Source organism: Lactobacillus sp. LL6, from assembly GCF_007570935.1.
Classification (GTDB): domain Bacteria; phylum Bacillota; class Bacilli; order Lactobacillales; family Lactobacillaceae; genus Lactobacillus.
The window spans coordinates 679,894-706,067 of the sequence record NZ_VLLR01000001.1; the positions used below are offsets into that span (position 1 = coordinate 679,894).

The 26,174-nt window shown below is 33.5% G+C and carries 25 protein-coding genes; 24 read left to right on the top strand and 1 reads right to left on the bottom strand.

The features are described from left to right. Positions 1 to 139 precede the first annotated feature (139 nt). The 15 genes from FOD82_RS03480 to mreD all read left to right on the top strand — a co-directional run bounded on the left by FOD82_RS03480 (position 140) and on the right by mreD (position 17,167). Complete coding sequence (locus FOD82_RS03480; RefSeq protein WP_144355103.1) at positions 140 to 934, top strand: SLAP domain-containing protein; 795 nt, start codon at positions 140 to 142, stop codon at positions 932 to 934. A 19-nt stretch (positions 935 to 953) separates the two neighbouring features. After that, positions 954 to 1,814, top strand: a complete 861-nt coding sequence (locus FOD82_RS03485; protein WP_144355104.1) for a hypothetical protein — start codon at positions 954 to 956, stop codon at positions 1,812 to 1,814. A 26-nt stretch (positions 1,815 to 1,840) separates the two neighbouring features. Then, entirely contained in the window at positions 1,841 to 2,902 is a 1,062-nt protein-coding gene (locus tag FOD82_RS03490; RefSeq protein ID WP_144355105.1) for an SLAP domain-containing protein, read from the top strand. Between the two features lie 200 nt (positions 2,903 to 3,102). Further along, positions 3,103 to 3,780, top strand: coding sequence for a zinc ribbon domain-containing protein (locus FOD82_RS03495; RefSeq protein ID WP_144355106.1), 678 nt, complete (start codon positions 3,103 to 3,105; stop codon positions 3,778 to 3,780). Positions 3,781 to 3,802: 22 nt separating this feature from the next. Continuing rightward, a complete protein-coding gene (locus tag FOD82_RS03500) occupies positions 3,803 to 5,194 on the top strand; it encodes a zinc-ribbon domain-containing protein (protein ID WP_144355107.1) in 1,392 nt (463 codons plus the stop codon). Between the two features lie 14 nt (positions 5,195 to 5,208). Continuing rightward, positions 5,209 to 6,258: a zinc ribbon domain-containing protein gene (locus FOD82_RS03505; protein WP_144355108.1), complete on the top strand. Its 1,050-nt coding sequence runs from the start codon at positions 5,209 to 5,211 to the stop codon at positions 6,256 to 6,258. A 57-nt stretch (positions 6,259 to 6,315) separates the two neighbouring features. Next, positions 6,316 to 7,479 (top strand): zinc ribbon domain-containing protein, encoded by a 1,164-nt coding sequence (locus FOD82_RS03510; RefSeq protein WP_144355109.1) that lies wholly within the window; start codon positions 6,316 to 6,318, stop codon positions 7,477 to 7,479. Positions 7,480 to 7,659: 180 nt separating this feature from the next. Next, the gene (locus FOD82_RS03515) at positions 7,660 to 9,024 is read left to right on the top strand and encodes a hypothetical protein (protein WP_242450194.1); all 1,365 of its coding nucleotides are present in this window, start codon (positions 7,660 to 7,662) and stop codon (positions 9,022 to 9,024) included. Between the two features lie 364 nt (positions 9,025 to 9,388). Beyond that, positions 9,389 to 12,028: a valine--tRNA ligase gene (locus FOD82_RS03520; RefSeq protein WP_144355111.1), complete on the top strand. Its 2,640-nt coding sequence runs from the start codon at positions 9,389 to 9,391 to the stop codon at positions 12,026 to 12,028. A 2-nt stretch (positions 12,029 to 12,030) separates the two neighbouring features. Continuing rightward, positions 12,031 to 13,290, top strand: a complete 1,260-nt coding sequence (locus FOD82_RS03525) for a folylpolyglutamate synthase/dihydrofolate synthase family protein (RefSeq protein ID WP_144355112.1) — start codon at positions 12,031 to 12,033, stop codon at positions 13,288 to 13,290. Next, positions 13,290 to 13,967, top strand: coding sequence for an HAD family phosphatase (locus FOD82_RS03530; RefSeq protein WP_144355113.1), 678 nt, complete (start codon positions 13,290 to 13,292; stop codon positions 13,965 to 13,967). Before FOD82_RS03525 ends, FOD82_RS03530 begins: the two co-directional genes overlap by 1 nt. 23 nt (positions 13,968 to 13,990) lie before the next feature. After that, positions 13,991 to 14,632 carry a DNA repair protein RadC gene (gene radC / locus FOD82_RS03535; RefSeq protein ID WP_144355114.1) on the top strand — a complete coding sequence of 214 codons (642 nt, stop codon included), beginning with the start codon at positions 13,991 to 13,993 and terminating at the stop codon, positions 14,630 to 14,632. A gap of 94 nt (positions 14,633 to 14,726) precedes the next feature. Then, positions 14,727 to 15,731 (top strand): rod shape-determining protein, encoded by a 1,005-nt coding sequence (locus FOD82_RS03540; protein WP_144355115.1) that lies wholly within the window; start codon positions 14,727 to 14,729, stop codon positions 15,729 to 15,731. Positions 15,732 to 15,776: 45 nt separating this feature from the next. Further along, positions 15,777 to 16,628, top strand: coding sequence for a rod shape-determining protein MreC (gene mreC / locus FOD82_RS03545; protein ID WP_144355116.1), 852 nt, complete (start codon positions 15,777 to 15,779; stop codon positions 16,626 to 16,628). After that, positions 16,628 to 17,167, top strand: coding sequence for a rod shape-determining protein MreD (gene mreD / locus FOD82_RS03550; protein WP_144355117.1), 540 nt, complete (start codon positions 16,628 to 16,630; stop codon positions 17,165 to 17,167). Before mreC ends, mreD begins: the two co-directional genes overlap by 1 nt. Before the next feature lie 31 nt (positions 17,168 to 17,198). Here mreD and FOD82_RS03555 read toward each other — a convergent pair whose 3' ends face one another. Next, positions 17,199 to 17,327 carry a DUF4044 domain-containing protein gene (locus FOD82_RS03555; protein WP_144355118.1) on the bottom strand — a complete coding sequence of 43 codons (129 nt, stop codon included), beginning with the start codon at positions 17,325 to 17,327 and terminating at the stop codon, positions 17,199 to 17,201. A 100-nt stretch (positions 17,328 to 17,427) separates the two neighbouring features. Here FOD82_RS03555 and FOD82_RS03560 point away from each other — a divergent pair, with 100 nt between their 5' ends. From FOD82_RS03560 to FOD82_RS03600, 9 genes are all read left to right on the top strand, one after another. Continuing rightward, positions 17,428 to 17,760 carry a DUF3397 domain-containing protein gene (locus FOD82_RS03560; protein ID WP_144355119.1) on the top strand — a complete coding sequence of 111 codons (333 nt, stop codon included), beginning with the start codon at positions 17,428 to 17,430 and terminating at the stop codon, positions 17,758 to 17,760. 157 nt (positions 17,761 to 17,917) lie between these two features. Further along, positions 17,918 to 18,349: a division/cell wall cluster transcriptional repressor MraZ gene (mraZ, locus tag FOD82_RS03565; protein WP_144355120.1), complete on the top strand. Its 432-nt coding sequence runs from the start codon at positions 17,918 to 17,920 to the stop codon at positions 18,347 to 18,349. A gap of 4 nt (positions 18,350 to 18,353) precedes the next feature. After that, entirely contained in the window at positions 18,354 to 19,301 is a 948-nt protein-coding gene (gene rsmH / locus FOD82_RS03570) for a 16S rRNA (cytosine(1402)-N(4))-methyltransferase RsmH (protein ID WP_144356011.1), read from the top strand. A gap of 13 nt (positions 19,302 to 19,314) precedes the next feature. Next, a complete protein-coding gene (gene ftsL / locus FOD82_RS03575) occupies positions 19,315 to 19,677 on the top strand; it encodes a cell division protein FtsL (protein WP_144355121.1) in 363 nt (120 codons plus the stop codon). Then, complete coding sequence (locus tag FOD82_RS03580) at positions 19,677 to 21,836, top strand: penicillin-binding protein (RefSeq protein WP_144355122.1); 2,160 nt, start codon at positions 19,677 to 19,679, stop codon at positions 21,834 to 21,836. Before ftsL ends, FOD82_RS03580 begins: the two co-directional genes overlap by 1 nt. A gap of 7 nt (positions 21,837 to 21,843) precedes the next feature. After that, positions 21,844 to 22,803: a phospho-N-acetylmuramoyl-pentapeptide-transferase gene (mraY, locus tag FOD82_RS03585; RefSeq protein WP_144355123.1), complete on the top strand. Its 960-nt coding sequence runs from the start codon at positions 21,844 to 21,846 to the stop codon at positions 22,801 to 22,803. Between the two features lie 3 nt (positions 22,804 to 22,806). Then, positions 22,807 to 24,186, top strand: a complete 1,380-nt coding sequence (murD, locus tag FOD82_RS03590) for a UDP-N-acetylmuramoyl-L-alanine--D-glutamate ligase (RefSeq protein WP_144355124.1) — start codon at positions 22,807 to 22,809, stop codon at positions 24,184 to 24,186. Position 24,187: 1 nt separating this feature from the next. After that, positions 24,188 to 25,291, top strand: a complete 1,104-nt coding sequence (gene murG, locus FOD82_RS03595; RefSeq protein WP_144355125.1) for an undecaprenyldiphospho-muramoylpentapeptide beta-N-acetylglucosaminyltransferase — start codon at positions 24,188 to 24,190, stop codon at positions 25,289 to 25,291. Positions 25,292 to 25,307: 16 nt separating this feature from the next. Next, positions 25,308 to 26,174, top strand: a complete 867-nt coding sequence (locus FOD82_RS03600; RefSeq protein ID WP_144355126.1) for an FtsQ-type POTRA domain-containing protein — start codon at positions 25,308 to 25,310, stop codon at positions 26,172 to 26,174.

Below are 26,174 nucleotides of genomic sequence, written 5' to 3' on the forward strand. Positions count from 1 at the left end.
ACTCAACTTTAAGGGATTAGAGTTGAGTATTTTTATTTTGTCAAAGAAATAATTTCGAATACGAAAATTTGTGGATTTAGTATTTTATTAGGAATATCATCAGTAAGTAAATTATTTTTGGAAAAGTGAGGAAACAAACATGAATAAAAAGGTGTTAATTAGCTTGGCAGGAGCTGCGTTGATTTCAACAGGTTTGGCAACAATTGCAGTTGAAGGTGGCAACACTGTTGATGCTGCGAAAACTAGCTTAGTAAAGGGAAAGACTAAGAAGCTTGCTCGCAATGCTTATGTTTACAACTCAAAAGGTAAGCGTGTTAAGAAGCGTAGCTTAAAAAAGGGTAAGAAGATTAAGATTCTTGGTTTCAAGACTATCAAGGGTAAGAAGTACGTTCAAATTGGTAAGAACGAATACGTTGTAGCTGCTAACTTTACTCCAAAGAAAGCAAAGAGTAAGCCAAAGAAGAACACTAAGAAAAATACTTCAAAAAAGGTAGCTCCATCAACTGAAAATGAAGATGATTCATATCAAGAAAAAGCCCCATCATATGCAAATGAACCTGAATACAAGAAGTATATGGAGTGGGTAAAAAAATATAATGATGGTAAGGGCGATATTGTTGCTATTAAAGGCACTACTGCTAGAGCAATCCAAGATCCAGGAAATGAAAATGAAGATGGTTTTGGTAAAGATCCTAAAGAACTTTGGGATATGTCTGCTAATTTTGCTCATCCAATAGAAAAAGGTGAGAGTGTAAATTCATTAGTTGCTGGAGAAGAAGTGAGTGATTTCGGCGAGGTTGATTTGGAGTTAGCTCGTGTACTTAAAAGCTCTGACGGTACATATTATCTCCAAGGTTTTCCTGATATAGGCTTAGGATATTATTATTTCCCAGCTACTGATTTTAAATTTGTTGAGAAGAATATGAAAAGATAAAAAGTGAGGATATAGATAGATGAATAAAAAAGTATTAATTGGCTTAGCAGGAGCTGCGTTGATTTCAACAGGTTTGGCAACAATTACAGTTGAAAGTAGTAATACTGTTAACGCTGCGAAGACTACTGCAACAAAAGGTAAAAAGAAAAAGGGATTAAATATCCATCCTAAGACTTTGCATGAATATGATAAATTATATAGTCATGTAAAGTATATTACTCCGCTTAAGGATTTGAAGATTTACTTTGGCAAGAATAATGAAAACAATAGAACCTTTAAAAAAGGAATATTGTACAATATTGATGATGAAGCATTTGTAGAAAAAATAAAAGGTCAATATTATTTAACTTTTAGTTATAAGAGACAAATTGATGAAGATATTTATACTAAAAGTGCAAGAATTAATATAAAGGATATAAAACCTTTAGTAAGAGACTCAAAATATAATAAATATCATAATTTATTTAAGAAAAAATCTTTTCCAGTTAATTATGATGTAAATCCTAAGGCAAATATTAATAAACATTTAGCTATTAAATTTAAGAAAAAGACAACTTTATACTTTCCAAAAGATGATTCACAATATGAATCATTTTCACAAATGAATCCATTTATGAAGGGAACTAAAAAAATGTCTGTTACCCCAAATAGAGTAATTGCTATTCAACCAGAAGCTAATGATCCATATGTAGTAGGATTAGTAGATGCTTTCCCATATAAGGGAACTTATTACTATAACTTCGAAGGAACTAAACTTAAGAAAGATAAAGATGGAATTGTGCAATCATTACCTCAACAATTTTATGTTAAGGCTGATGATGTAACATTTACTACTATTAGTAGTAATAATGCTGAAAAAATGAAATATAATTTCCGTTAATGTTTTAATGTAGTAAGGATATATAAATGAATAAAAAAGTATTAATTAGTTTAGCAGGAGTTGCTTTAATTTCAACAAGTTTGGCAACTATTGCAGTTGAAAGTGGTAATCCTGTTGACGCTGCGAAGACTAGTTTAGTAAAAGGAAAGACTAAAAAGCTTGCCCGTAATGCTTATATTTATAACTCAAAAGGTAAGCATATTAAAAAGCATAGCTTAAAAAAGGGTAAGAAGATTAAGATTCTTGGTTTCAAGACTATTAAGGGGAAGAAGTACGTTCAAACTGGTAAGAACGAATACGTTGTAGCTGCTAACTTTACTCCAAAGAAAGCAATGAGTAAGCCAAAGAAGAATACTAAGAAAAATATTTCAAGTGCAATTGATCCAGCATCATATAAAAATGAAGCTGAATATAAGAAATATATGAATTGGATTGAAAGTAATGGTTATATTGTAGCTAAAAAAGCTACGGATACGATAATACCTTTTAATTCATATAAAGGTGATATAGATAGAATTCCTGAAAATGATTATGAAATTGGAGAAATATATAAAGGAACAAGATTGGTAGATCCAGAGGGAGTATTTAAAGGCTCAAAAGGTAATTATTATATAAAATCTTGTGATTCCGTGGATCCAACTCTTACAGGATATTTTCTTGCTAAAGACTTTGAATTTAAGCCAGCAAACTATGAGTCATCTACAAGTAAAGTAGATTTAAGAAATGATTTACAATTAAAAAAATATAATGACGAATTAATTAAACGAGGTAAAGAGGATGATACTAATCTTTACATTGTGGTAAACCAAAGAACTTCAATTTATAAAAATACTTTAGATCCAGAGAAAACTCCTGATATAAAGCTAAGCGAAATTGATAATGTAGATAAAGATACTTGGATTGATGGTACGACCCAAGTTGATGGAGACGATTATACTAAAGTGATTAAGTATAATGGAGAATACTATTATGATTTTAGTTCAGGATATATTAAAGTTTCAGATACTACATTACTTCCTGAAAACAAGTTAAATGAAAGATATCCTGATGATATGCCTAACTCGTACTTGGTTGAATATGATGATTAATTAAAACTAGTCTATTAAAGAAATTGGCCTAAATACGCCAATTTCTTTTTTTGTAAAAATAAAACTTTCGAATTCGCAGATTTGTAGATTTTGTAAAATAGGTGGACTACAATGTGATTTGCTGTGATTATTTAAGCAAATCTTAAACATTTTGCTTAATTGGTCAAATCTAAAGTGATATAGAAGGAGTAGAAAGTACAATGGTCGAATCAAACATCACTGCAAATGAAAACGATAAGTTTTCAGTAAGTTTATTAGCATTTTGGGTAAAGGGAGTATTAAAGGTTGATAGTCGTTTTGTACATATTGATCTTCCTAATACTGTCTTATGGGGATTAATTCCAGCAGGAAAAAATATGCAGAACGTTCCATTAACTGGTATTACAAATGTAGCAGTTTCAAATTCATATAAGTTAGGTGCTATGTTCTTAGGTATAGTTCTTGCGTTTTTGGGATTCGGAATGTTCAGTTCATCATTTTTAGGTGGATTAATTATTTTATTAATTGGAGTACTTTGTTTCCTATCTGGGATTAAAACCAGTCTAACTTTTGAAAAATCAGGTATTATGCAAACTATTGCTGTACCTTTTTTTGAAAGTACTAAAATTAGAGATTTTGCAAATCAAATTAATAACAGTATTGCACAACGTCAGGATGATACTAATGTAAGAATGAATACTGATCGTCAAATTAATGCAACTCAAATGAGTTCACAAGTAATTGCTGATGCGATTAGAAGTCAAAATACTGCTGCACCTGTTACTAATTCAGTTGCTAATAATGTTCAAGCAGGAAATACTAAGTTCTGCTCAAACTGTGGTAATAAGGTAACTACTGATTCAAAATTTTGTACTAACTGTGGTGCTAAACTTAATTAAGTGATATAGAAAGTGGGATAATGTGAAAAAGTTCTGTCCAAATTGTGGTAAACCTTTAAAAGATGGCGCTGCTTTTTGTCCAAATTGTGGAGCAAAAATTACTCAAAATACTGCTCCAAAAACGCCTCAATCTGCACCTCAGCAAATGCCAACTAGAAGCGTACAACGCAAGCCTGTGCAACATAAGCCAATGAGCAAAAAGAACAAAATCATTTGGTCAATTGTTGCTGCTTTTGCCGTAATCTTCATTGGATTATATATATTTGGTAACCAATACTATAGTAGAGATCATCAAATTGCTAGAATTGTAAATGCTGTCAAGTCTTCAAATAGCGACTTGTCTAAATATGTGATTGCAGATGATTCAAATGTCAAGATAACAGCCGAATCTGTTGAACCTTACAAAAAATTACTTAATACTGAAAAATCAGATAAATTACAATCAAATTTAACTGATGAAAATTCAGTTACTAATGGTGAATTAGTTGAAAATGGTAAGTATTTCTTATTGTTTCCAAAATATCAGCTTAAAGTACAAACTTATCAACCTAAAGTAACCACTAATCATGCTGATTCTGTGCTTTATATTAATGGAGATAAGTCTGGTAAGTTTTTAGATGATAGTGATAATAATTACTACAATAAAGAAAACAGACTTTTAGCTGGTAAGTATACTTTTTTGGTTAAATCAAAAATTTCTGGACGTGACTTGCAAGCTTCTTCAACTGTTGATGTCTCAAAAGGAGATATCGACATGGGGATTGAAACACAAACTTTCATGGTTAAGAGTATTCCAGATGCTAATATTTTCATTAATGATAAGAAAATTGGCACAGTAGGACAAGATGGTAAGGTAACTTTTGAAAATTATCCAATCACTAAGAATATGGATTTCTATGTAACTACTAAAGTAGGAAAGAAAGATTTACCATCGACTACTATTCATAATTTTGGTGAAGCTGTTTCAGATAATTACAATGGTTCATCAGATCAAGTTGATACTTCAGATGATGATGTAGTTGTAACTCCAGAATGGCCTGGAATGATTAGTGATGATGATGCTAAGAGTTTGTTCCAAGATACTTTTGATGATCCTGATTCCGATGACTTTGTAAATGGCTCAAGTAATACTACTTACAAGGATATTACGAAGATGGAGAAGGGATTTGATGATAATGATGATATTTCAAATGTAGATTATGAAGTTGAAGTTGAATCTATTACTCCAGCAGCAGATGAAACAAGTAAGGTAGATTATAAAGTCACTTATAAGTTTGACCATGATGACTATACTAATACTCAAGTAATGGAATATAAAGGTGCCACTGTTAAAAAAGATGGTGACAAGTACAAGATTGATTACTTAGGTAATGGTAAGCTAATTAGTTCAAAAAAGACAGACAATGATGATTAATTGGAGGAATAAGAATGAAAACATGTCCAAATTGTGGCTCTAAAATGGAAGCCGATGTAAACTTTTGTACGGTATGTGGTACTAATATTAAAGATGTTCCACTTGATGGGGCACAGCCAGTAGAGCAACCTGCTCCTCAAGTTCCAGTAAATCCACAACCTCAACCACAAGTAAAGGCAGAACCACAACAGATTCAATCACAAGTACAGCCTTCACAACAACCTCAATCAACTGATTCAAATACAATTCAATCTGAACAAGCTGCTAGTCAACCTCAAAGTTCACAACCTCAATCTAATCAGCAACCACAACAAATTAATGATACTTTTTCAAAAGTTTCTTCACAAATTACAACTGCAGTTAAAAACTTTGATAAAGAAAGTCTTTGGAAATGGTTTGTTACTTCTTGGAAGACTCCAAGTGCGCAGCAACAAGGTGAGAAGTGGTATGGGATTGCTACTTTACTTGTAGAAATGATTTTGTTCTCATTTGCTGGGATGTCTGCAATTAAAAAGATAACTTATGAAAAAGTTTCTGATCAAGTTGCAACTTCAGATTATTCTGGTGTATCTCAATACATTCAAAATAAAATTACACAATTAGTTCATGGTCTTGGATTTGATTTATTCTTATTCGTATTTATTTCTGTAATTGGTTTAATTGCAGCTTCATATTTTATAAATAAATTTGTACATGGTAAAACTGTTTCGGTTTTTGACTATATTAATAAAATAGTTCAATTAAGTAATATTTCAGTCTTTTTAGTAATTGCTATATCGCTTGTATTATTTATGAATCCAATGAACTATAAATTAGCCTTTTTTGGATTGTTAACATTAGTTAACTGGTTATTTATATTTGCATGTGCATTTTGCATTAAAGATGGTCCAGAAACTAATAGAGATTATTTTTATGGAGTTATTCTTTATATTATTGTTATGGTAGTTATAGTCTTTATTGCATGGGAAATTGTTAAGGGACAAATGGTTAGTCAATTTCAAAGCATTTTAAATGTGGATATTAGTCCATATTTAGATTTGATGAAGATGTTAGGATTACAATAATTTTAGATGATGTTAAGCTGAGTGAAAGCTCAGCTTTTATAATGCAAGGAGAAGAAAATGAAGAATTTTTGCCCTAAATGTGGAAATTCATTAAAGCCAAATGCTAAGTTCTGTCCCAAATGTGGGACTAAGATTGAATCAAAAGTTAGTCCACGTCAAAATATGACAGAACAAGTTGTACAACAAGTGTCTAAAAAGCCAAAGAAGTTTAAAAATTATAAAGCTTTCATTATTGCAATGGCAATAATTATTGTGGCGATTGCTGGAGGTTTTGGTTTTGTAATTTATCAAAAAAATAGCCAAGCTTCAAAAGCAACTTCTGTATTAACTCATAAGAGTAATAAAGCAAATGCTAAGAAAACAAACAATGCTGCACAAAATGCTGATCAAAGTGATAATCAATCAGCAAGTCAAAATGATTCAAATTATTCAACTGATGAATGGATGCTTATGGGTTACATGGCTTATGCACATGATAATTATGTTGAAAGTCGCCATATTAGTGGAACTTCAGATTTGGTAGAAGATGTTGGCGAAGATATTGCTAATAGTGATTTAAAAGTAGATAGAAATTCAGACACTTCATACACGTTAACCAATAAGTTTGGTAGTGTTGATGTTGATGTCGATTCTAATGATGTTAAAGTCAAAGCTGATAATGGCGATGAAGTAACTACTGATAAGGATAAGCTAGAAGATACTTTTTCTTCTTATAAAGGTCAAATTCAGAAAATGACTAGCTATATTAAGAATGGGGATTCTGATTCGAAAGAAGATAATAATAGTGACGCTGCTAAGAGTGACAAAAAATCTAATGACTCTGATGAAGAATTTAGTAATGAAGAATATGTAGTAGCTGCCTTTTTATCTGCTAAAGGTACTCCTCAAGAAGAAATTAATCGTGTTGAAAAATTACTTGCTCAAAAATTAGATGCACCAAACGATGATTATTTAACTGGTGTTAAAAATCCGTCAGATAATTATTATTATGTAGCATTTAATGCATCCACTAGTCAATATGAAAGATATACTATCGAAGATAAATATGTTATAGGTCAGCCATATGGAGGCGGTGTATCTGGTCAAAAGAAAAAATATGATAAAAAAACTTTAGTAAATAATTTTAAATCATATAAAGCAGATCTTGATAAAATTTTAGCAGGTTTTAAATATAATAATGCTCATTTAGACGACTTTAATGATAAGGTGCGAGGTGAATAAATGAATAAATTCTGTCCAAATTGTGGGAAGCTAGTTCCCCAAAATACCCGCTTTTGCCCAAATTGTGGGCATGACTTTGGAGCAAAGGAAACTACAAAACCAGTTTCACAACCGACTAACAATCATAACTCCTTTTCGCAACCACAAAAAACAAAAAAGCATTTTAATAAAAAAGGTCTAATGTGGACATTTATTAGTATTATAATTGTGATAATTATAGCTATTGGTGGAATATTTATTTATGATTTTCATCAAGATCAAGAAGCCGCAGTTGCAATCAATCACATGTCTAAGAAAAAACTAGCAGGGATGACTCTTGCTTATGTGCATTTTAAATATCCTAAGGATCATGCTTGGAATGAAGTCTATGATGAAGCACTTAATTCCGGAATAAGAGTAACTAAACACAAATCATATAATCTGAATGGTTATACAGTGAAGGCAGCAAGAGGAAACAATGTCTATATTATTAATGATAAAGTAGCTTTCACAATTAGTAATGAACAAGAGCCTGCCAAAGCTACGTTGGAACTGGCTGATGGTAAGAAAAATCTTGGTACAGTTAACGCTGTTAAAGCTTATAAGACCGTGATGAAGGATAATAATTCTGCTTCAGTAATGAAAAAAATCAATAGTAAATCTGGTGTGAGTTTGACTAACACACAATTAGCTATTTTGGTTGGTTTTGCTCATAGTGGAGACCGTGATTTTACTGAAGAAATTCAGATGAATAAAAGAACTAATAATCCAGATTATTATGAAGAAAGTGAAGATGGGTTTCATCAATTGCAGATGGGTGCAGATGGTCCGTCAGCTATTTTCTTTAAACAAGTAGGACGAAAAGTTATTGTCAAGTTCCAAGATGTAAATAATGCAAAAGATGCAGCTGATGCGCCTGAAAAGACAGTTGAATACTCTATTTCGGACTTAATCAATAGGTATTATTCAACTGCAGATCAACAACGAAAAGTTGATGATTTAGCTGAGCAATTAATTGTAAGAAAATCAGATGAAGATGATATTGATGATGAAGATGAAGCATCAAGTTCTTCTAGTGAGAGGGATGAGGATAGTGAAAATTCATCAACTAAGAAATCAAATTTAGCTGGTAAATACAGTAATCTTCCATTAGTAAAAATTCCATCTGCAATGCAAGGAACTTGGTATGCGGCAGGGCTACTATCATCAAAATTAGATGAAAGAGTTAATTTGGGAACGAGTACTATTGACAACAAAAAACTTTATTACTTGGCAAAGTCTCCTAGTGATTCACAGTCGCTAAAGGAACTTAAAGAAGAGCATAAAAATGATTATATTATGTTGGAAAAGCCGCGTGGAACTCATATTTCGTATACTTTGGCTGGTACACAAACTGATGCTACAGGATATGAGCTGATTAATTTAGAGGGAATACCATGTCTTGTTAATGTTAGTGGTGTACCCTCCGGAATCTACTTTAAAAGTTCTGAAATAGCTAAAAAGTTTACAAACAAGTACAAAAATGATAAAAATCTTACTGAAGAAATAATGGATAAGTTAGAATAATAATTTGACTAAATTATTATGATTCTATTAAAGGAATAGTTGAAGGATGATTTGAGATAATTTTATCAATCTACTTTATTCTTAAAGGGCATCATGCTAAAATAGTAGACAAAGCAATTAGTCAAGAGTAGTCGCTTCATTATTTAACAGAGAGGGTTCTAGAGCTGAGAAGAGCCAATTAGAAGTTGACTTGTAGCTTGATTAGCTGACTTGTTGAACCAAAAGTAGGCAAGTCCGGACACTTCAGACGCCGTTATTGTCTTATTAAGAGAGATGTTTTTAACATCTAACTAATTAGGTGGTACCGCGGTTAGTAAATCGTCCTAGACAATAAGTCTAGGACTTTTTTTATGGAGGAATTTTAATGACAGATTTAGCACCTAAATACAACCCAACAGAGGTTGAAAAGGGTAGATATCAAACTTGGCTTGATGAAGATTTATTCAAGCCATCTGGTGATAAGAAGGCTCACCCATATTCAATTGTTATTCCACCACCAAATGTAACAGGTAAGTTGCACTTGGGTCACGCATGGGATACAGCAATTCAAGATACTTTGATTCGCTTGAAGCGTATGCAAGGCTATGACACACTTTACCTTCCAGGTATGGACCACGCTGGTATTGCTACTCAAGCTAAAGTTGAAGCAAAATTGCGTAAACAAGGCAAAGACCGTCATGAAATGGGTCGAGAAGCTTTTGTTAAGCAAGTTTGGGACTGGAAAGATGAATATGCAAATATCATCAAGAGCCAATGGTCTAAGCTTGGTCTTTCACTTGATTATTCACGTGAACGCTTTACCTTAGATAAGGGACTTTCAAAGGCTGTTAAGAAAGTTTTTGTTCAATTATACAATGAAGGTCTTATTTATCGTGGTGAATATATCATTAACTGGGATCCAAAGCTTGAAACAGCTCTTAGTGATATTGAAGTTATTCACAAGGATGATAAGGGTGCTTTTTACCATATCAAGTATCCATTTGCAGATGGTAGTGGTTTTGTAGAAATAGCAACAACGCGTCCAGAAACTATGTTTGGTGATACTGCAGTAGCCGTGGCTCCTGGTGATGAACGGTACAAGGATATTGTAGGTAAAGAACTTATTTTGCCAATTGTTGGTCGTCACATTCCAATTATTGAAGATCAACATGTTGATCCAGAATTTGGGACTGGACTTGTTAAGATTACTCCAGCTCATGACCCTAATGACTTCCAAGTAGGTAATCGTCATAATCTTGAAAGAATCAATGTTATGAACGATGATGGTACTATGAACGAAGAAGCTGGTAAATATGCTGGTATGGATCGTTTTGAAGCACGTGATGCTTTAGTTGAAGATCTTAAGAAGGAAGGCTACCTTATTAAGGTTGAACCAATTGTTCACTCAGTTGGTCACTCTGAACGTTCAGGTGTTCAAGTTGAACCTCGTCTTTCTAAGCAATGGTTTGTTAAGATGAAGCCACTTGCTGAAAAAGTTCTTGAAAATCAAAAGGGCGAAGATAAAGTTAACTTTGTTCCAGAACGTTTTGAACAAACTCTCAACCACTGGATGGAAGACGTTCATGACTGGGTAATTTCTCGTCAATTATGGTGGGGCCACCGAATTCCTGCTTGGTACAACAAGAAGACTGGTGAAACTTATGTAGGCATTGAAGCTCCTAAGGATATTGAAAACTGGGAACAAGATCCAGATGTATTAGATACTTGGTTCTCTAGTGCTCTTTGGCCATTTTCAACTATGGGTTGGCCTGATACTGAAAGTAGCGACTTTAAGCGTTACTTCCCAACTAATGCATTAGTTACTGGTTATGATATTATCTTCTTCTGGGTTTCTAGAATGATTTTCCAAAGTCTTCACTTTACTAAGGAACGCCCATTTAAAGATGTTGTTTTGCATGGGTTGATTCGTGATGAACAAGGACGTAAGATGAGTAAGTCTTTGGGTAACGGAATTGATCCAATGGACGTTATTGACAAGTACGGTGCTGATGCTCTTAGATGGTTCTTGTTAAATGGTACCGCTCCTGGTCAAGATACTCGTTTTAGTTATACTAAGATGGATTCAGCTTGGAACTTTATTAACAAGATTTGGAATGCAAGTCGTTTTGTAATTATGAACTTGCCAAGCGATGCAAAGCCTGCTCATATGCCAGATACTACTAAGTTTGATTTGGCTGATAAGTGGATTTTTGACCGTCTTAACCATACTGTAAAGGAAGTTAACCGTTTATTTGATGAATATCAATTTGGTGAAGCGGGACGTATTCTTTATAACTTTATCTGGAATGACTTCTGTGATTGGTACATTGAAATTTCTAAGGTTGCATTAAATGGTGATGATGAAGAGCTTAAGGCAAGAAAACAAGAAAACTTGATCTGGATTCTTGATCAAATTTTGCGTTTAATGCACCCAATCATGCCATTTGTTACTGAAAAGCTTTGGCTCTCAATGCCTCATGATGGCGAAAGTATTATGACTGCTTCATATCCTGTTGAACATAAAGAGTTTGAAAATGAAGCGGCAGATGAAGATATGGACTTCTTAATTGAAGTTATTAAGGCTGTGCGTAATATCCGTATGGAAGTTAATGCACCAATGTCTAGTCAAATTGACATTATGATTAAGCTTGATGATGAAAAGAATAAACGCATTTTGGATGAAAATGTTGACTACGTTGAAAACTTCTTGCATCCTAAAGATTTGACGGTTTCAAGTGATATTGAAGCACCAAAACTTGCTAAGACTGCTGTGATTACTGGCGCTCAAATTTTTGTTCCATTGACTGAACTTGTAAACGTTGATGAAGAACTTGCTAAGATGAAGAAAGAAGAAGAGCGTTTGATGGGTGAAGTTGAACGTGCTGAAAAGAAACTTTCAAATCAAGGCTTTGTTGCTCATGCTCCAGAAGCTGTTGTTAACAAGGAAAAAGAAAAGAAAGCCGATTACGAAAACCAACTTGCTGGTGTTCGTGAACGCATTCAAGAATTGAAGGAAAGCAAATAGATTTGAAGTTTACTAATGCAAAAGAAGTAATTTCACATCTTTATTCATTGCCTAATCTTCATGCCAAAAATGATTTATCATATATCAAAAGAGTTTTGGCTGTTTTAGATAATCCGCAAGATAAGGTGAAGTCAATTCACATCACCGGAACTAATGGTAAAGGTTCTACTTCTTATTATCTGAGTAATCTTCTCAAGAAGGCCGGTCAAAAGACTGGTCTTTTTGTCTCACCATATATTTATGAATTTAATGAAAGAATTCAAGTTAACGGTGAAAATATCCCAAATGACGATTTGGTATTATTAGCAAATGAAGTTGAAAAAGCTATTGCTACAATTAAAAAGCAGGATTCAAAGTTTGCTTTAGTGACTTTTGAATATGAAGTTGTAATGGCTTTTATCTATTTTGCGTGGCAAAAATGTGATTACGCAGTGATTGAGGTTGGAATTGGTGGTCAGCATGATAAAACTAATGTTATTACTCCAGAAGTATCTATTATTACTACTGTTGGATTAGATCATGAAAAGATTATTGGACCAACCATTCAAGATATTGCTCGTGAAAAAGCTGGCATTATAAAAAAGGGACGTCCAGTTGTTGTTGGAAATGTTCCTAAAGAAGTTTTGCCTATTATTGAAAAAAAGGCTTATGACGAAAAAGCCCCTTTATATTTATTATGGCGCGACTTTACTGTGACTGATGATGAACATATTACGTATGCTTGTGGAAATTATCAGTTGAGTTTTAAGACACGGCCAAGAGTAGAAAGTTATGATATTGCTGTGGCAATCTGTGCTTTTCATTTGCTTGATTTACCTCTTTCTTCGGATAAAATAAGAAGTGCAATTGATAATACTTTGATTCCGGGGCGTTATCATTTGCTAAAAAGTAATCCATTAATTATTCTTGATGGAGCGCATAATATTCAGGCGATGAAGAATCTTCTTGAGTTTATGCATGCGCAAAGGGAAAAGCGTAAAGGTACTATTCGAGTGCTGATTACAATGATGAAAGACAAAGATTTAGAAGAAGTATTTTCATTATTTGATAATGAAGATCAAGTAGTACTAACAACCATCCCTTATCCACGTGCTGCAAAACTTTCAGATTTTCCTAGTGATATTCAAAAGCGTTATCCATATGAAGAAAATTGGCAAAAGGCTTTTGATAAAATGAAAAAAGAAAGTCAAAAAGATGATATTTTATTAGTAACTGGGTCTTTTTATCTTGTTGGGGCGGCACTCAATATGGAGGAAAAATAATGAAGGTTCAAGGAATAGATGAGGAAATCAAGGGTGTCATTTTTGACATGGATGGACTTCTTGTTAATTCTGAAAAACTTTATTGGGATGCAAATATTCAAGCTGCTAAGGAATATGATTTAAATCTTCCTGAAGACACTTATCTTAAGCTAGCAGGTACCACTGCTAAGGATATGGAAGATTTTTATCATAAGCATTTTAAGTCAGCTAAAGAACGTGATGATTTTATTAAACGTACCGATGACTTAGTATGGCAGTGGACTGATGAAGGAAAATTAAAATTGAAATCTGGTGTTCAAAAAACATTAGATAAATTTCAAGAATTGAGTTTACCAATGGCAATTGCTTCAAGCAATTATGAAGATGTTGTAGAACATGTGATTTGGACTACAGGAATTAGAAACTATTTCAAGTTTCACTTAAGTTATATTGATGTTCAAAAGGGTAATATACAACCAAAACCTGCACCAGATATTTACTTGTTGGCGGCAGAAAAATTAAAGATAGATAAGAAAAATTTGCTAATTTTTGAGGATTCGCCAACTGGAGTAAAAGCTGCAAAAAATGCAGGTATTAACTGTATTATGATTCCTGATATTATTGAGCCAACGGCTAAAGAAAAACAAAATGCAACAATGATTTGCACTGACTTTTTTGATTTTTTAAAAAGAATATAAATCTGTTTTTACGTATTTAAGTAATGAAAGGAGCGATTTTTTTGAAAATTGCAAAAATGAATCATTACTTAGTAAGTACAGATCAAGAAGTGTTATTGCGTTTGTTTGAAGAGCTTGAAGAAAATGGTATTATAACTTTAAGTGATTTAATACAAAAAATGCAGACACTCAATATAACAAGTTTTAATGAATTATTAATATATGCTTCCGGCCCAGATTGTGATAGTCACGTTGCTATTGCAATTGAAGAAGTGATTGAACGTCTACGATTAGCGAATATAAATCGAGAGGCAATTTTTACTTCAAGTAAGGAAGTAGGAACTTATCTTGCCGATAAATTAGCAGGAAGAAAGCAAGAGGAGTTTTGGGCTATATATCTTGATAATGGTAATCATATTATTGCTGAAAAGAAACTGTTTCAAGGAACTTTGGATAGAAGTGTAGCACATCCAAGAGAAATTTTTCGTTGGGCTGTGATATATGGATGTTCAGGAATTTTTGTGGTTCATAATCATCCAAGTGGCAAACTTTTGCCATCAAATAGTGACTTTAAATTAACTCGTGAATTAAAACAGGCAGCTGATTTAATGAAAATTGATTTTTTAGATCATTTTATTGTCGGAAAAGGGCATTATTTGAGTATGAAAGAGAATGAATTGTTTTAATTTCTTTAAAGTTCAACTGAAAATCGGTTTTATGTTCAGATTATGCTATAATTATTCAAGATTTAGATACTGCAACAATTAAGGAGAGATTTTCGTGTTTGGATTAGGTACAAAAAATATTGGTATCGACTTAGGTACAGCCAATACACTTGTTTATATGGAAGGCAAGGGTATTGTCTTAAGAGAACCATCAGTAGTCGCAAAGAATACTCAAACTGGGGATGTTATTGCGGTTGGTTCTGAAGCTAAAGAAATGATTGGTAGAACTCCAGGTACAATCGTAGCAATTCGTCCAATGAAGGATGGAGTAATTGCAGATTACGATACTACTGCATCAATGCTTAAGTACTTTATGGAAAAAACTGTTGGTAATTCTAAGCCATCAGTAATGATTTGTGTACCAAGTGGTGTTACTGAAGTTGAAAAGCGTGCAGTTATTGATGCTGCTCGTGTTGCTGGTGCTCGTGAAGCATTTGTAATTGAAGAACCATTTGCAGCTGCTATTGGTGCAGGACTTCCAGTAATGGACCCAACTGGTTCAATGGTGGTTGATATTGGTGGCGGTACTACTGATGTAGCTACTATTTCACTTGGTGGTATTGTATCATCATCATCAATTCGTCAAGCAGGTGACAAGTTTAATAATTCAATTATTAATTATGTTCATTCTAAATTTAACTTGCTTATTGGTGAAAGAACTGCTGAAGATATTAAAATTCAAATTGGTTCTGCATCAGTGGAGAAAGCTAAAGAAATTGAATCAATTAGTATTCGTGGACGTGATTTGGTAACAGGTCTTCCTAAGTCTGTTGATGTTGAAGCAGTAGATGTTGCTGAAGCTATTCAAGATGTAGTTCAAGATATTATTGTTGCAATTAAAGAAACTTTGGAACAAACTTCACCAGAAATTGCAGCTGATGTTATTGACCATGGAATTGTTTTAACTGGTGGTGGAGCTCTTCTTAAGAACTTACCAGAAGTTATTTCTGAAGCAACCAAAGTTCCAGTATTTATTGCACAAGATCCACTCGACTGTGTTGTAATTGGTACTGGCGAGTCACTTAAGAACATTGAAGTAATGCGTAGAAGTCGCAAATAACAAAAAAGCCGGCTAATGCCGGTTTTTATTTAGGTAAATTTACGAATGAAAAAGTTTCTAGAAAATAAAAAACTATTATCAGCATTTATTATTGTAATTGTGATTCTGGCTGTGCTAGGTGGAAGTGTAAGTTTAAGAAATAAGCATAAAGCTCCGCTTCTTGTACAAAGTTTTGGGAATGATGTTGTTGCAATCGGTTCTAGAATCGTGGATATTCCATTAGGGTTGGTCTCTGATGGATTGAACAATGTTAACCAAATTTTGAATGCTCAAAGTGAAAATGATCATTTAAAGAGTCAAGTCACAAATTTAGGTCAAACTAAAGCTCGCAATTCTACCCTTGAAGCAGAAAACAAACAATTAAGATCAGCCTTGAAACTAAAAGATACTTTAAGTGGTTATAGTTTAGTTGATGCTTCAGTAATTTCACGCTCTTCAGATACTTGGTCAGACCTTTTAGTGATTGATAAAGGTTCTACTTCAGGTATCAAGAAAAACATGGCTGTAATGTGTGGCGGTGGTGTTATTGGTCGCGTTATTGAAGTTAGTGCTGCTTCTTCAAAAGTGGAACTAATTACTACTAGCGATACTTCCGCAAATCGTTTTTCAGTTCAAGCAACTGCTTCTAATGGTAAAAGTGTTCATGGAATTATCACTGTTACTTCAAATGGTGGATTAGCATTTACTCAAGTAGTTGACAGTAGAAAATTGAAGCAAGGCACACGTGTTTATACCAGTGGTATGGGTGGTAACTCTCCTAAAGGCTTATTAATTGGGACTGTTGCTGAAACCACTCGTGATAGCTTTGGATTGTCTGATTTGATTAAAATTAACCCAGCTGGTGAAATTAATGATCCTTCTGTAGTTACCGTAGTTAGAAGAAAGGTGGCAGACTAATGCGCATATTTCGACAATGGATTTTGGCGATTGCATTGTTTGTAGCATTGGTTTTAGATGGGTCACTTGCACTTTATTTACATCAATTCATGAACTATGGAGATTATGGATCTGCTGCGTGGCTTATGCCAATTGGTGTTATGCTTATTGGATTATTTGATGATACAAATCCAAAAGAATTATGGCTGGCATTTGGAGCAGGACTTGTAGCGGATATTTATTCATTGGGGATAATTGGCGTTTATACTGTGTTTTTGCCACTTGCTTGTTGGACTTGTCAAAAAATAGCACGTTTTTTGCCAGAAATATTTTGGGCACGCCTAATAGTTGTTTTATTAGGAGTTACAGCGCTGGATATTTATAGTTGGATAATTTTGAGTATGGTGAATTTAATTAATGTCTCCATTCATATAATGCTCATTAGCCTAGCTTTTAATCTTGTATGGTCTTTGGTATTTACAGTGCTCACATATTGGATATGGGGTAATTTAGCACAAGATTATCCGTATTTAGTAGATATGCAAGCATATCGCCAATAACAAAAAAAGAACGCGATTTCGCGTTCTTTTTTTACTCAAATATTCCTATGTTTCCAAGTACTTGAAATACAATTCCGGCTAAAGTTATAATTGCCATTAATAACGCCATCACAATTGTGATTTTTTGAAAAACTGATTTCTTTTTCTTTCTGCGAGCCATCAAATATCCTCCTATTCTTGAAGAATATTTTATGCTTATTAGCGGTTTTTTTCAATTACAAAAAATAGTAAAATTGTATTTTGAGATGGAGGATACTTTTATGGTATGGATTTTTGTATTGCCAGTAATTGGCCTAATAATTGCAATTTTACTTGATAAAGTTTTTCCGCGCGCACAATTTAGCGGAAGAGATATATTGCCATTTTTTTTAATTATTGCTTGTAATTTGATTACGCTTAATAAAAACTTGCCATCTTTTTTGCCATATGGATTTTTATTATATTTTATTTTAGCTATTGGAGTTTCACTTAAAGCTGCAATAATTAATAAAAATATTTCTTTGGGCAAAACTATTAGGCAACTATGGGATTATTTAGATCTTTGTAGTATTTTTTGGTATTTTGGTTTGTTAATTTGTATGGTGATTTATTGATTATCTTTGACCTCTGAACTTTAAGTTTGGAGGTCTTTTATTTGGATTTTTTTAGAAAAAATGTAAGAAAAAATAAAAATACAAGCTTTTTTTATTGATAGTGTGGTAGGAAGTGGGGATTTGTGGTAAATTAATGTACGGAAGGGAGGGCTAGACCATGTTCATGGGTGAATATCACCATAATCTGGACAGCAAAGGTCGCCTAATTATACCGGCTGATTTTCGCAAGCAGATTGGTAATAAGATGATATTCACTAAAGGTATGGATGGCTGCATTTTTGGCTATACTGAAGAAATATGGCAAAAGTTGCAGGCAAAATTAGCACACCTTCCATTGACTAAGAGGAATGCGCGTAAATTTACGCGATTATTTTACTCTGGTGCGATGGAAAGCGAGTTCGACAAGCAAGGGCGTGTTAATCTGACCACGACATTAAAACAGCATGCCGAGCTTAAGAAAGAATGTGTCATTGTAGGTGTAAGTGATCGAATTGAAATTTGGTCGCTTAAAAATTGGGAAAGCTTTGAAGAAGAAGCAAATTCTGACTATGATGACATCGCAGAAAATTTGGACGACATTGAACTATAAAATTATGACATTCAAACACACCAGTGTACTCTTACACGAAACAATAGATAATTTAAAACCAAAAAACGATGGTCTTTATGTAGATGCAACGTTTGGTGGAGGCGGACACGCTAAATACTTATTAAGTAAAATTAACTCTGGAACGCTGATTGGTTTTGACCAAGATGAATACGCAATAAAGTCAGCACAGTTAAACTTTGCTGATTTATTAAAAAAAGATGCTGATCCCAAGTTAGTGTTAGTACATGACAATTTTAGTCACTTAGAAGATAACCTGGTTAAGCTAGGTTATACTGAGGGAATTGATGGCATATACTACGATTTGGGAGTATCTTCGCCACAATTTGATCAGGCTGATCGCGGTTTTTCTTACCGTTTTGATGCTAGATTAGATATGAGAATGGATCAAAGTCAAGAACTTGATGCTTACCAGCTGGTTAATACACTTAGCCAAAAAGAATTAGCGAATATTTTATATAAATATGGAGATGAAAAATTCTCTCGTCAAATCGCCCGTCAAATTGTTGAAAAACGGAGAAAAAAGCCAATTGAGACTACGTTTGAATTAGTAGACGTGATCAAAGAAGCAATTCCTGCATTTGCACGACGGACTGGGGGACATCCAGCTAAGAAGACTTTTCAAGCTCTTAGAGTGGCTGTTAATCATGAACTTGATGTCCTAGAAGAATCCCTAAAAGAGGCCATCAAGATTCTTCGACCTGGCGGTCGAATCAGTGTGATTACTTTCCAGTCTCATGAAGATAAAATCGTCAAAAAGATTTTTAAGCAATACTCGGAAGTTGAAGTTCCACGCGGAATGCCTATGATCCCAGATAATTTAAAGCCGACACTTCGCTTGGTTAATCGAAAACCAATCGTGGCTTCATCTTCTGAATTAGAGAACAACAACCGCTCACACAGTGCAAAATTAAGGGTTGCAGAGAAGATATAAAGAGGAAAGTGAAATGGCTGATAGCTCAGCAAGAAGAGTAGAATTTGAACCAAATAAGAAAATAAAGTCTGAACAGAGACAACGAATTGTTGTAGATCCGCGAAAGGTTCCTTGGACCGGTTTAGAAAAAACTTTACTTGTGCTAGGAAGTATTATCACACTTTGTATGATGATTTTCTTAGTGTCTTCTAGTATTTCTGCAACCTCGGCTCAACATGAACTATCGGATATTCAACAATCAACTACAAAAAATCAAAATCAAATAACTGATTTACGTCAAGAAATTGGCGAGTTAACTTCTAGTGCACGACTTAATAAGGTTGCACGTCAAAAAGGTTTAACATTGATTGAAAAAAATATTAGGACAATTCGTTAATGAAAAAGAAAAGTAATTTAAAATTACAAAAAACCAGAGCCCACGGCTACCGCTTTACGGTGGGGAGAATTCTCCAGCTAGCCGTGGCTTTGGTTTTTCTTGTATTTATAGCTAGATTTATATATATCGGAGTTTCTAAAAAAGTTAGTGGACAAGATTTGTCAGCTAGAACTCATCAGCTTTATAAGCGTAATCAAGTTCTAAAAGCTAACCGAGGAACTATTTTTGATAGAGATGGCTTGGCAATTGCAGAAGATTCGCATTTATACACGATTTATGCAATTTTAGACAAGTCATCAATTAATTATAAAAACAAACCAGAATATGTGGTAAATAAAGAAGAAACTGCTAAAAAATTGGCAACAGTTTTACCGCTTTCAAAAAAACAAATTTTAAAATATTTAAATCCAAAGCAAAAAGCCTTTCAGGTACAATTCGGAAGTGGTGGAAGTAATCTTACTAAAGCGCAAAAGCAAAAAATAGAAAAGATGAAGTTGCCGGGAATTAAATTCTTAGAAACCCCATCTCGACTTTATCCTAATGGTAATTTTGCTGCTCATATAGTTGGTTTAGCACAACCAATATACAATAAAAACGGCAGTCAAAATTTAGTAGGAACAATGGGTCTGGAATCTTGGTTTAATAGTACTTTGAAGGGTAAAGATGGATATCGAATTTCATCAGTAGATGCTTCTGAAAACCAATTGCCAAATGGTAGTCAAACATATAAAGCTGCCAAAAATGGTAAAGATATTTATTTGACTATTGATTCTCAACTTCAAACTTATCTTGAAAGTCGTTTGGATTATGTTCAAAATAAATACGATCCCGTTAATATGACGGCTGTTGTTGAAGATATGAAAACAGGAAAAATTTTAGCAGCTGCTCAAAGACCAACATTTAATCCTCAAACTAAAAAGGGATTAACTAATTCATATCGAAATATTTTAGTTCAAGATACTTATGAACCAGGATCGGTATTTAAGATTTTAACTTTGGCAGCAGCTGCTGACAGTGGTAATTATCACCCTAATGAATATTACAAGTCTGGTTCAGTTACCATTGGTGGTGCTACTATCCATGACTGGTTAACTTCTGGATGGGGAACAATTCCTTTATCTCAAGCTTTTGCGCATTCAAGTAATACCGGTTTTGTAAAAATTGAACGTGAAATGGGTGCCAAGACCTGGCTTAAGTATCTCAAACGATTTAGAATTGCACAAAAAACTGGTGTAACATTGCCAGGTGAACAAGCTGGAATTTTGTCCTTTAATGGTCCAGTAGATCAGGCTGTGACATCCTTTGGACAAGGTGTAAATGTTAATGTAATGCAAATGATGCAGGCATTTAGTTCCTTAGGTAATAATGGACAGATGGTTAAGCCACAATTCGTTGATAAAATTACTGATTCTGAGGGTAAAACTATTCAAGGTTATCAAATCAAAAAAGTTGGTAAGCCAGTTTATTCAGCAGCAGCTCGTAAAGTTGTTACCGATAATATGAAAAAAGTTTTGAATAAACAAATTGGTACAGGGTCAGCTTATAGGATTCCCGGAGAAAGTATTGCGATTAAGACAGGTACTGCTCAAATCGCCAATCCTAAAGGTGGAGGATATTTAAAGGGTGATTCAAACTATATTTTCTCAGTAGTAGGGGTCACTCCAGCAGATAATCCACGCTATTGTATTTATATAACAATGAAGCAACCTCGCAGAATGAGCAATTCGGCAGAAAAAATTCTTGCCTCAATTTTTAAACCAGTTATGAGTCGAGTAATTTTAATGTCAAAGAATGCTAAATCAGCTTCAACTAAAGTTAAAACACCTAATTTAAAAGGTATGACTTATGAAAGAGCTAAGCAAAAGGCACAAAGCGTTGGTTTAAATATTGTTAAAATAGGTAACGGTGAAAAAGTTACTAACCAATTATATTCTAAAGGACAAAAACAAGAGTCAGGCTCAAGGATTTTTGTTTTAACGTCTGGTAAGATAACTTGTCCTAATATGACAAACTGGAGTATGGAAGATGTACACCAATTTGCAAATCTTGCTGGCATTAAAGTAAGTGTAGAAGGAAGCGGCAGCGTAACTGGCCAAAGCATTAAAGCTGGTAGCGTATTAAAAGCCGGAGATACAATAAAAATCAGTTTAAAGGAGTAGCTATTATATGATTAATGGTATTATTGCATTAGTAAGCTCGCTTGTTTTAACGGCGATCTTTTTACCATGGTTGATTATTTTTATGCATTCACACCATGAAGGTCAGGAGATTCGAGATGAGGGTCCTAAGTGGCACCAGAAAAAATCCGGAACTCCTACAATGGGAGGAACAATTTTTGTGTTAGCTTCAGTTATTTCAACTCTTTGGGTAACTATTTGGCAACATGATTTAGATAAAACAATTTGGATTTTGCTTGTTAGTTTATTGGGATATGGAATTATTGGTTTTCTTGATGATGGAATCAAGCTTTACTTTAAACGAAACCTAGGTCTTCGTGCTTGGCAAAAGTTGTCTCTTCAAATTGTAATTGCTGCCATCATTGTTTTGATTGCGGCAAGTGATCATTTCAAATTTAATTTATTTATTCCATTCATTGGCAATATTAATAGTGTTGTATTATTTACAATCTTTATTGTTTTCTGGCTTGTAGGATTTTCAAATGCTGTTAATCTTTCAGATGGATTAGATGGGTTAGCAACTGGACTTTCAATTGTAGCTTACGGAACCTATGCTTATATTGCATATCAGCAAAATAATATTCCAATTTTTGTATTTTGTATGAGTGTCATTGGTGGGTTAGCTGCCTTTCTTGTGTTTAATCATAAACCAGCAAAAATTTTTATGGGAGATGCTGGAAGTTTAGCACTTGGTGGAGGACTTGCTGCAGTAAGTATTTTCTTGAATCGACCATGGTCACTTCTCTTAATTGGGATTGTGTTTGTTTGTGAAACAGCTAGTGTGATTTTACAAGTTATTTCATTCCAAACAACTGGTAAGAGAATCTTTAAGATGACTCCTATTCACCACCACTTTGAAATGCTTGGTTGGTCTGAATGGAAAGTTGACATTGTCTTTTGGATTGTTGGTTTAATTGGTAGTATTTTGTATTTAATAATCTGGGGTTAAAAAATGAAACAGATTGACACATATAAAAATAAGAATGTTTTAGTATTAGGTCTTGGTAAAAGTGGTTTTGCGGTAAGTGAACTTTTATTAAAGCTTGGAGCAAAGCTTATTTTAAATGATAAGGCTGATTTAGATAAAAATTCTAAGGCTCAAGAATTAAAAGAAAAAGGTGTTCGAGTAATTGGTGGTCATCACCCAACTGAGCTTTTAGAAAAAGAACATTTTGATTATTTAGTTAAAAACCCAGGTATTCCTTATGAAAATCCAATGGTTGCAAAAGCTGAAGAATTAAAAATTCCAATTATTACTGAACCAGAGGTAGCACTTAGTGTAAGTGAAGCACCATATGTATGTGTTACAGGATCAAATGGTAAAACTACTACAGTTATGCTTACACAAAGAATATTAGATCATCACCTATCTAAAAATGGTCACCATGCTTATGCAGTAGGTAATATTGGTGTACCTATTTCTGAAGTAGTAACTAAAGCTACTAAAGATGACATTTTGGTAGTAGAAATTTCTAGTTTCCAATTAATGGGTGTAACTGATATTGATCCAAAAGTAGCGGCAATAGTAGATATTTATAATAATGTTCACCTTGATTATCACAAAACTTTTGAAAATTACGTTCAAGCTAAACTCAACGTTACTCGTTTTCAAAATGAAAGTGATTACTTTATTGCCAACTTTGACCAAAAAGATATTTTGAAAAGGGAAGTAGATTTGACTAAAGCCCAAATTCAAACTTTTTCTGAAATGGATGATAGTGCTGATTACTTCATTAAAGATGGATATCTTCAAAGTCAAAGCGAAAAATTAATGAAAACCAGTGATATGAAATTGCCAGGAATTCATAATCAACAAAATGCTTTGGTAGCGATTGCAATTTCAAAAATTATGGGTGCAGATAACGAAGATATTAAAGCGGTTCTTGAAACTTTTACTGGTGCAAAACATCGTTTGCAATATGTAATGACATTAGATGGACGCAAGATTTATAATGATTCTAAGTCAACTAATATTGAAGCTGCAAGTGTAGCGATTCCATCTTTTGATGAACCAGAAGTTCTTATTGCTGGTGGACTTGACCGTGGATTTACTTTTGATGAGTTAATTCCATACTTTAAAAAGCATGTTAAGGCAATTGTTTTATATGGTGAAACAAAATATCTGTTAGCCGATAGTGCAAGAAAAGCTGGTATTAAGGATATTGTGATTGAAAACACTTTGCAAGAAGCAGTTCCAAAAGCTTACGAATTAACTGAACCTGGAGATGTATTGCTATTTTCTCCAGCATGTGCATCTTGGGATCAATTTAAGACTTTTGAAGCACGTGGCGACTATTTTGTAAAATTTGTAAAGGATTTAAAGACTAAATAAAATGAGAGTTATATTTACAGGCGGTGGCACAGGCGGCCACATTTATCCAATCATGGCAGTTATTGAAAGATTAAAGGAACGCAAAATTAGTACTGATGATGAAATTTTGTTTGTTGGTACTCAAAAAGGACTCGAATCTAAAATTGTTCCAGCGGCTGGTGTTAATTTTAAAACAATTAAAATTCAAGGCTTTAATAGAAAACATCCTTTGAAAAATTTTGAAACCATTGATTTATTTATTAAAGCTACTAAAAGAGCCAAAGAAATTTTACGAGACTTTAAGCCAGATATTGTAGTAGGTACAGGTGGATATGTAAGTGGTGCGATGGTGTATGAAGCTGCTAAAATGCATATTCCAACTATGATTCATGAATCTAACTCAGTTGTGGGACTGGCAAATAAGTTTTTAGGTCATTATGTAGATAAGATCTGCTATACCTTTGATGATGCTGCTAAACAATTCCCTGAAAAGAAAAAGTTAGTACGTACAGGTAATCCACGTTCACAACAAGTTTTAGGTTTAAATAAAACTCCAATCGACTTGAAAGAATGGGGATTAAATCCACAAATGCCTACAGTGTTGGTATTCGGTGGTTCACGAGGAGCTTTGGCAATTAATAGAATTATGCTTAAGAGCATTATGCAACTTAAGGATAAGCCATATCAGATTATTTGGGCAACAGGTACGCTTTACTATGATTCAGTTGAAGAAAAACTTAAGAATGTTGACTTAGGGAATAATATTAAAGTTTTGCCTTATATTAAGGATATGCCAGCATTGCTTCCTGAAATGACCTGTGTAGTATCTAGATCTGGTGCGACAAGTATTGCAGAATTTACCGCTTTAGGAGTTCCAGCTATTCTTATTCCAAGTCCTAATGTTACTCATAATCACCAGATGAAGAATGCACTTGATCTTGAAAAATCTGGTGCTGCCCTTGTAATTCCTGAAGATGATTTAAATCCTAATAATTTTGTTTCTTCAATTGATCATATTTTACTTGATGAAAAATATGCTGAAGATATGAGTAAAGCATCTAAGGAATTAGGTGTTCCTGATGCATCTGATCAAGTCATTAAAGTGATGGAAGAAATTACACATTAGTGAGGAGGTGAGGCAGATGCCAAGAAAACGAGTTACTAAGATTGACCCGCGAAAAGAACTATCGCCATATATTAATCATCAAACTAATCAATCTAAAAAGCGTAAAAGACGTAAAAATAAAAAGACTAAAGTTTCTGCCTCACTTTCTGGTTTACATAAAGAGCGACGAAAGTCATTATTTAAACGTTTAGGTTTAATTGTTCTTGTTTCATTAATTGCGATTATCTGTCTAGGCTACTATATATCGCCATATGCAAATATTAGTGGAGTTAGTGTTAAAGGTGCAACTGATATTCCAAGTAAAGAAATAGTTAAAAGTTCTGGAATTAAAGCAAGTGACAAGGTTTTTGATTATATTTTTGATAAAAATAGTTTGAAACAAAAATTAATCAAGCATTATCCCGAAATTAAAGATGTTAATGTTAAATTAACGCATATTAATCAATTAGTATTAGAAGTTGATGAATATGGAACTTTAGGTTACATTAAGTCTGGAACAAAATATAAGAGAATTTTATCAAATGGTAAAATTGGTACTCAATCTATAGCTTGGAATAAGATTCAGCAAAGTAAACCTTTATTCATAGGATACAAGCGAAATGCTGCTTTAAAAGATGAGTTACAACTATATAATAGTTTTCCACAATATTTTAAAAATGAAGTTAAAGTATTGAGCGGTAATACTCGTCGACCTTCTCAAATTGTATTAGTAATGAAAGATGGTAATGTTGTTATTGGTAATATTACTACTCTTAAAAACAAAATTAAGTATTATAATGCAATTAAAGAAAAAGCAGGCAAGCATAGTTTGATTGATTTAGAGGTTGGAGCATTTAGCAGACCTCTTACTACTAATGAAATGAAGACATATGGTATATCATAG

Coding starts and splice junctions, on each gene's coding strand:
- FOD82_RS03480 (WP_144355103.1), top strand. CDS start 140: ATGAATAAAAAGGTGTTAATTAGCTTGGCAGGAGCTGCGTTGATTTCA.
- FOD82_RS03485 (WP_144355104.1), top strand. CDS start 954: ATGAATAAAAAAGTATTAATTGGCTTAGCAGGAGCTGCGTTGATTTCA.
- FOD82_RS03490 (WP_144355105.1), top strand. CDS start 1,841: ATGAATAAAAAAGTATTAATTAGTTTAGCAGGAGTTGCTTTAATTTCA.
- FOD82_RS03495 (WP_144355106.1), top strand. CDS start 3,103: ATGGTCGAATCAAACATCACTGCAAATGAAAACGATAAGTTTTCAGTA.
- FOD82_RS03505 (WP_144355108.1), top strand. CDS start 5,209: ATGAAAACATGTCCAAATTGTGGCTCTAAAATGGAAGCCGATGTAAAC.
- FOD82_RS03510 (WP_144355109.1), top strand. CDS start 6,316: ATGAAGAATTTTTGCCCTAAATGTGGAAATTCATTAAAGCCAAATGCT.
- FOD82_RS03515 (WP_242450194.1), top strand. CDS start 7,660: ATGTGGACATTTATTAGTATTATAATTGTGATAATTATAGCTATTGGT.
- FOD82_RS03520 (WP_144355111.1), top strand. CDS start 9,389: ATGACAGATTTAGCACCTAAATACAACCCAACAGAGGTTGAAAAGGGT.
- FOD82_RS03530 (WP_144355113.1), top strand. CDS start 13,290: ATGAAGGTTCAAGGAATAGATGAGGAAATCAAGGGTGTCATTTTTGAC.
- radC (WP_144355114.1), top strand. CDS start 13,991: ATGAAAGGAGCGATTTTTTTGAAAATTGCAAAAATGAATCATTACTTA.
- mreC (WP_144355116.1), top strand. CDS start 15,777: ATGAAAAAGTTTCTAGAAAATAAAAAACTATTATCAGCATTTATTATT.
- mreD (WP_144355117.1), top strand. CDS start 16,628: ATGCGCATATTTCGACAATGGATTTTGGCGATTGCATTGTTTGTAGCA.
- FOD82_RS03555 (WP_144355118.1), bottom strand. CDS start 17,327: ATGGCTCGCAGAAAGAAAAAGAAATCAGTTTTTCAAAAAATCACAATT.
- FOD82_RS03560 (WP_144355119.1), top strand. CDS start 17,428: ATGGTATGGATTTTTGTATTGCCAGTAATTGGCCTAATAATTGCAATT.
- mraZ (WP_144355120.1), top strand. CDS start 17,918: ATGTTCATGGGTGAATATCACCATAATCTGGACAGCAAAGGTCGCCTA.
- rsmH (WP_144356011.1), top strand. CDS start 18,354: ATGACATTCAAACACACCAGTGTACTCTTACACGAAACAATAGATAAT.
- ftsL (WP_144355121.1), top strand. CDS start 19,315: ATGGCTGATAGCTCAGCAAGAAGAGTAGAATTTGAACCAAATAAGAAA.
- FOD82_RS03580 (WP_144355122.1), top strand. CDS start 19,677: ATGAAAAAGAAAAGTAATTTAAAATTACAAAAAACCAGAGCCCACGGC.
- mraY (WP_144355123.1), top strand. CDS start 21,844: ATGATTAATGGTATTATTGCATTAGTAAGCTCGCTTGTTTTAACGGCG.
- murD (WP_144355124.1), top strand. CDS start 22,807: ATGAAACAGATTGACACATATAAAAATAAGAATGTTTTAGTATTAGGT.
- murG (WP_144355125.1), top strand. CDS start 24,188: ATGAGAGTTATATTTACAGGCGGTGGCACAGGCGGCCACATTTATCCA.
- FOD82_RS03600 (WP_144355126.1), top strand. CDS start 25,308: ATGCCAAGAAAACGAGTTACTAAGATTGACCCGCGAAAAGAACTATCG.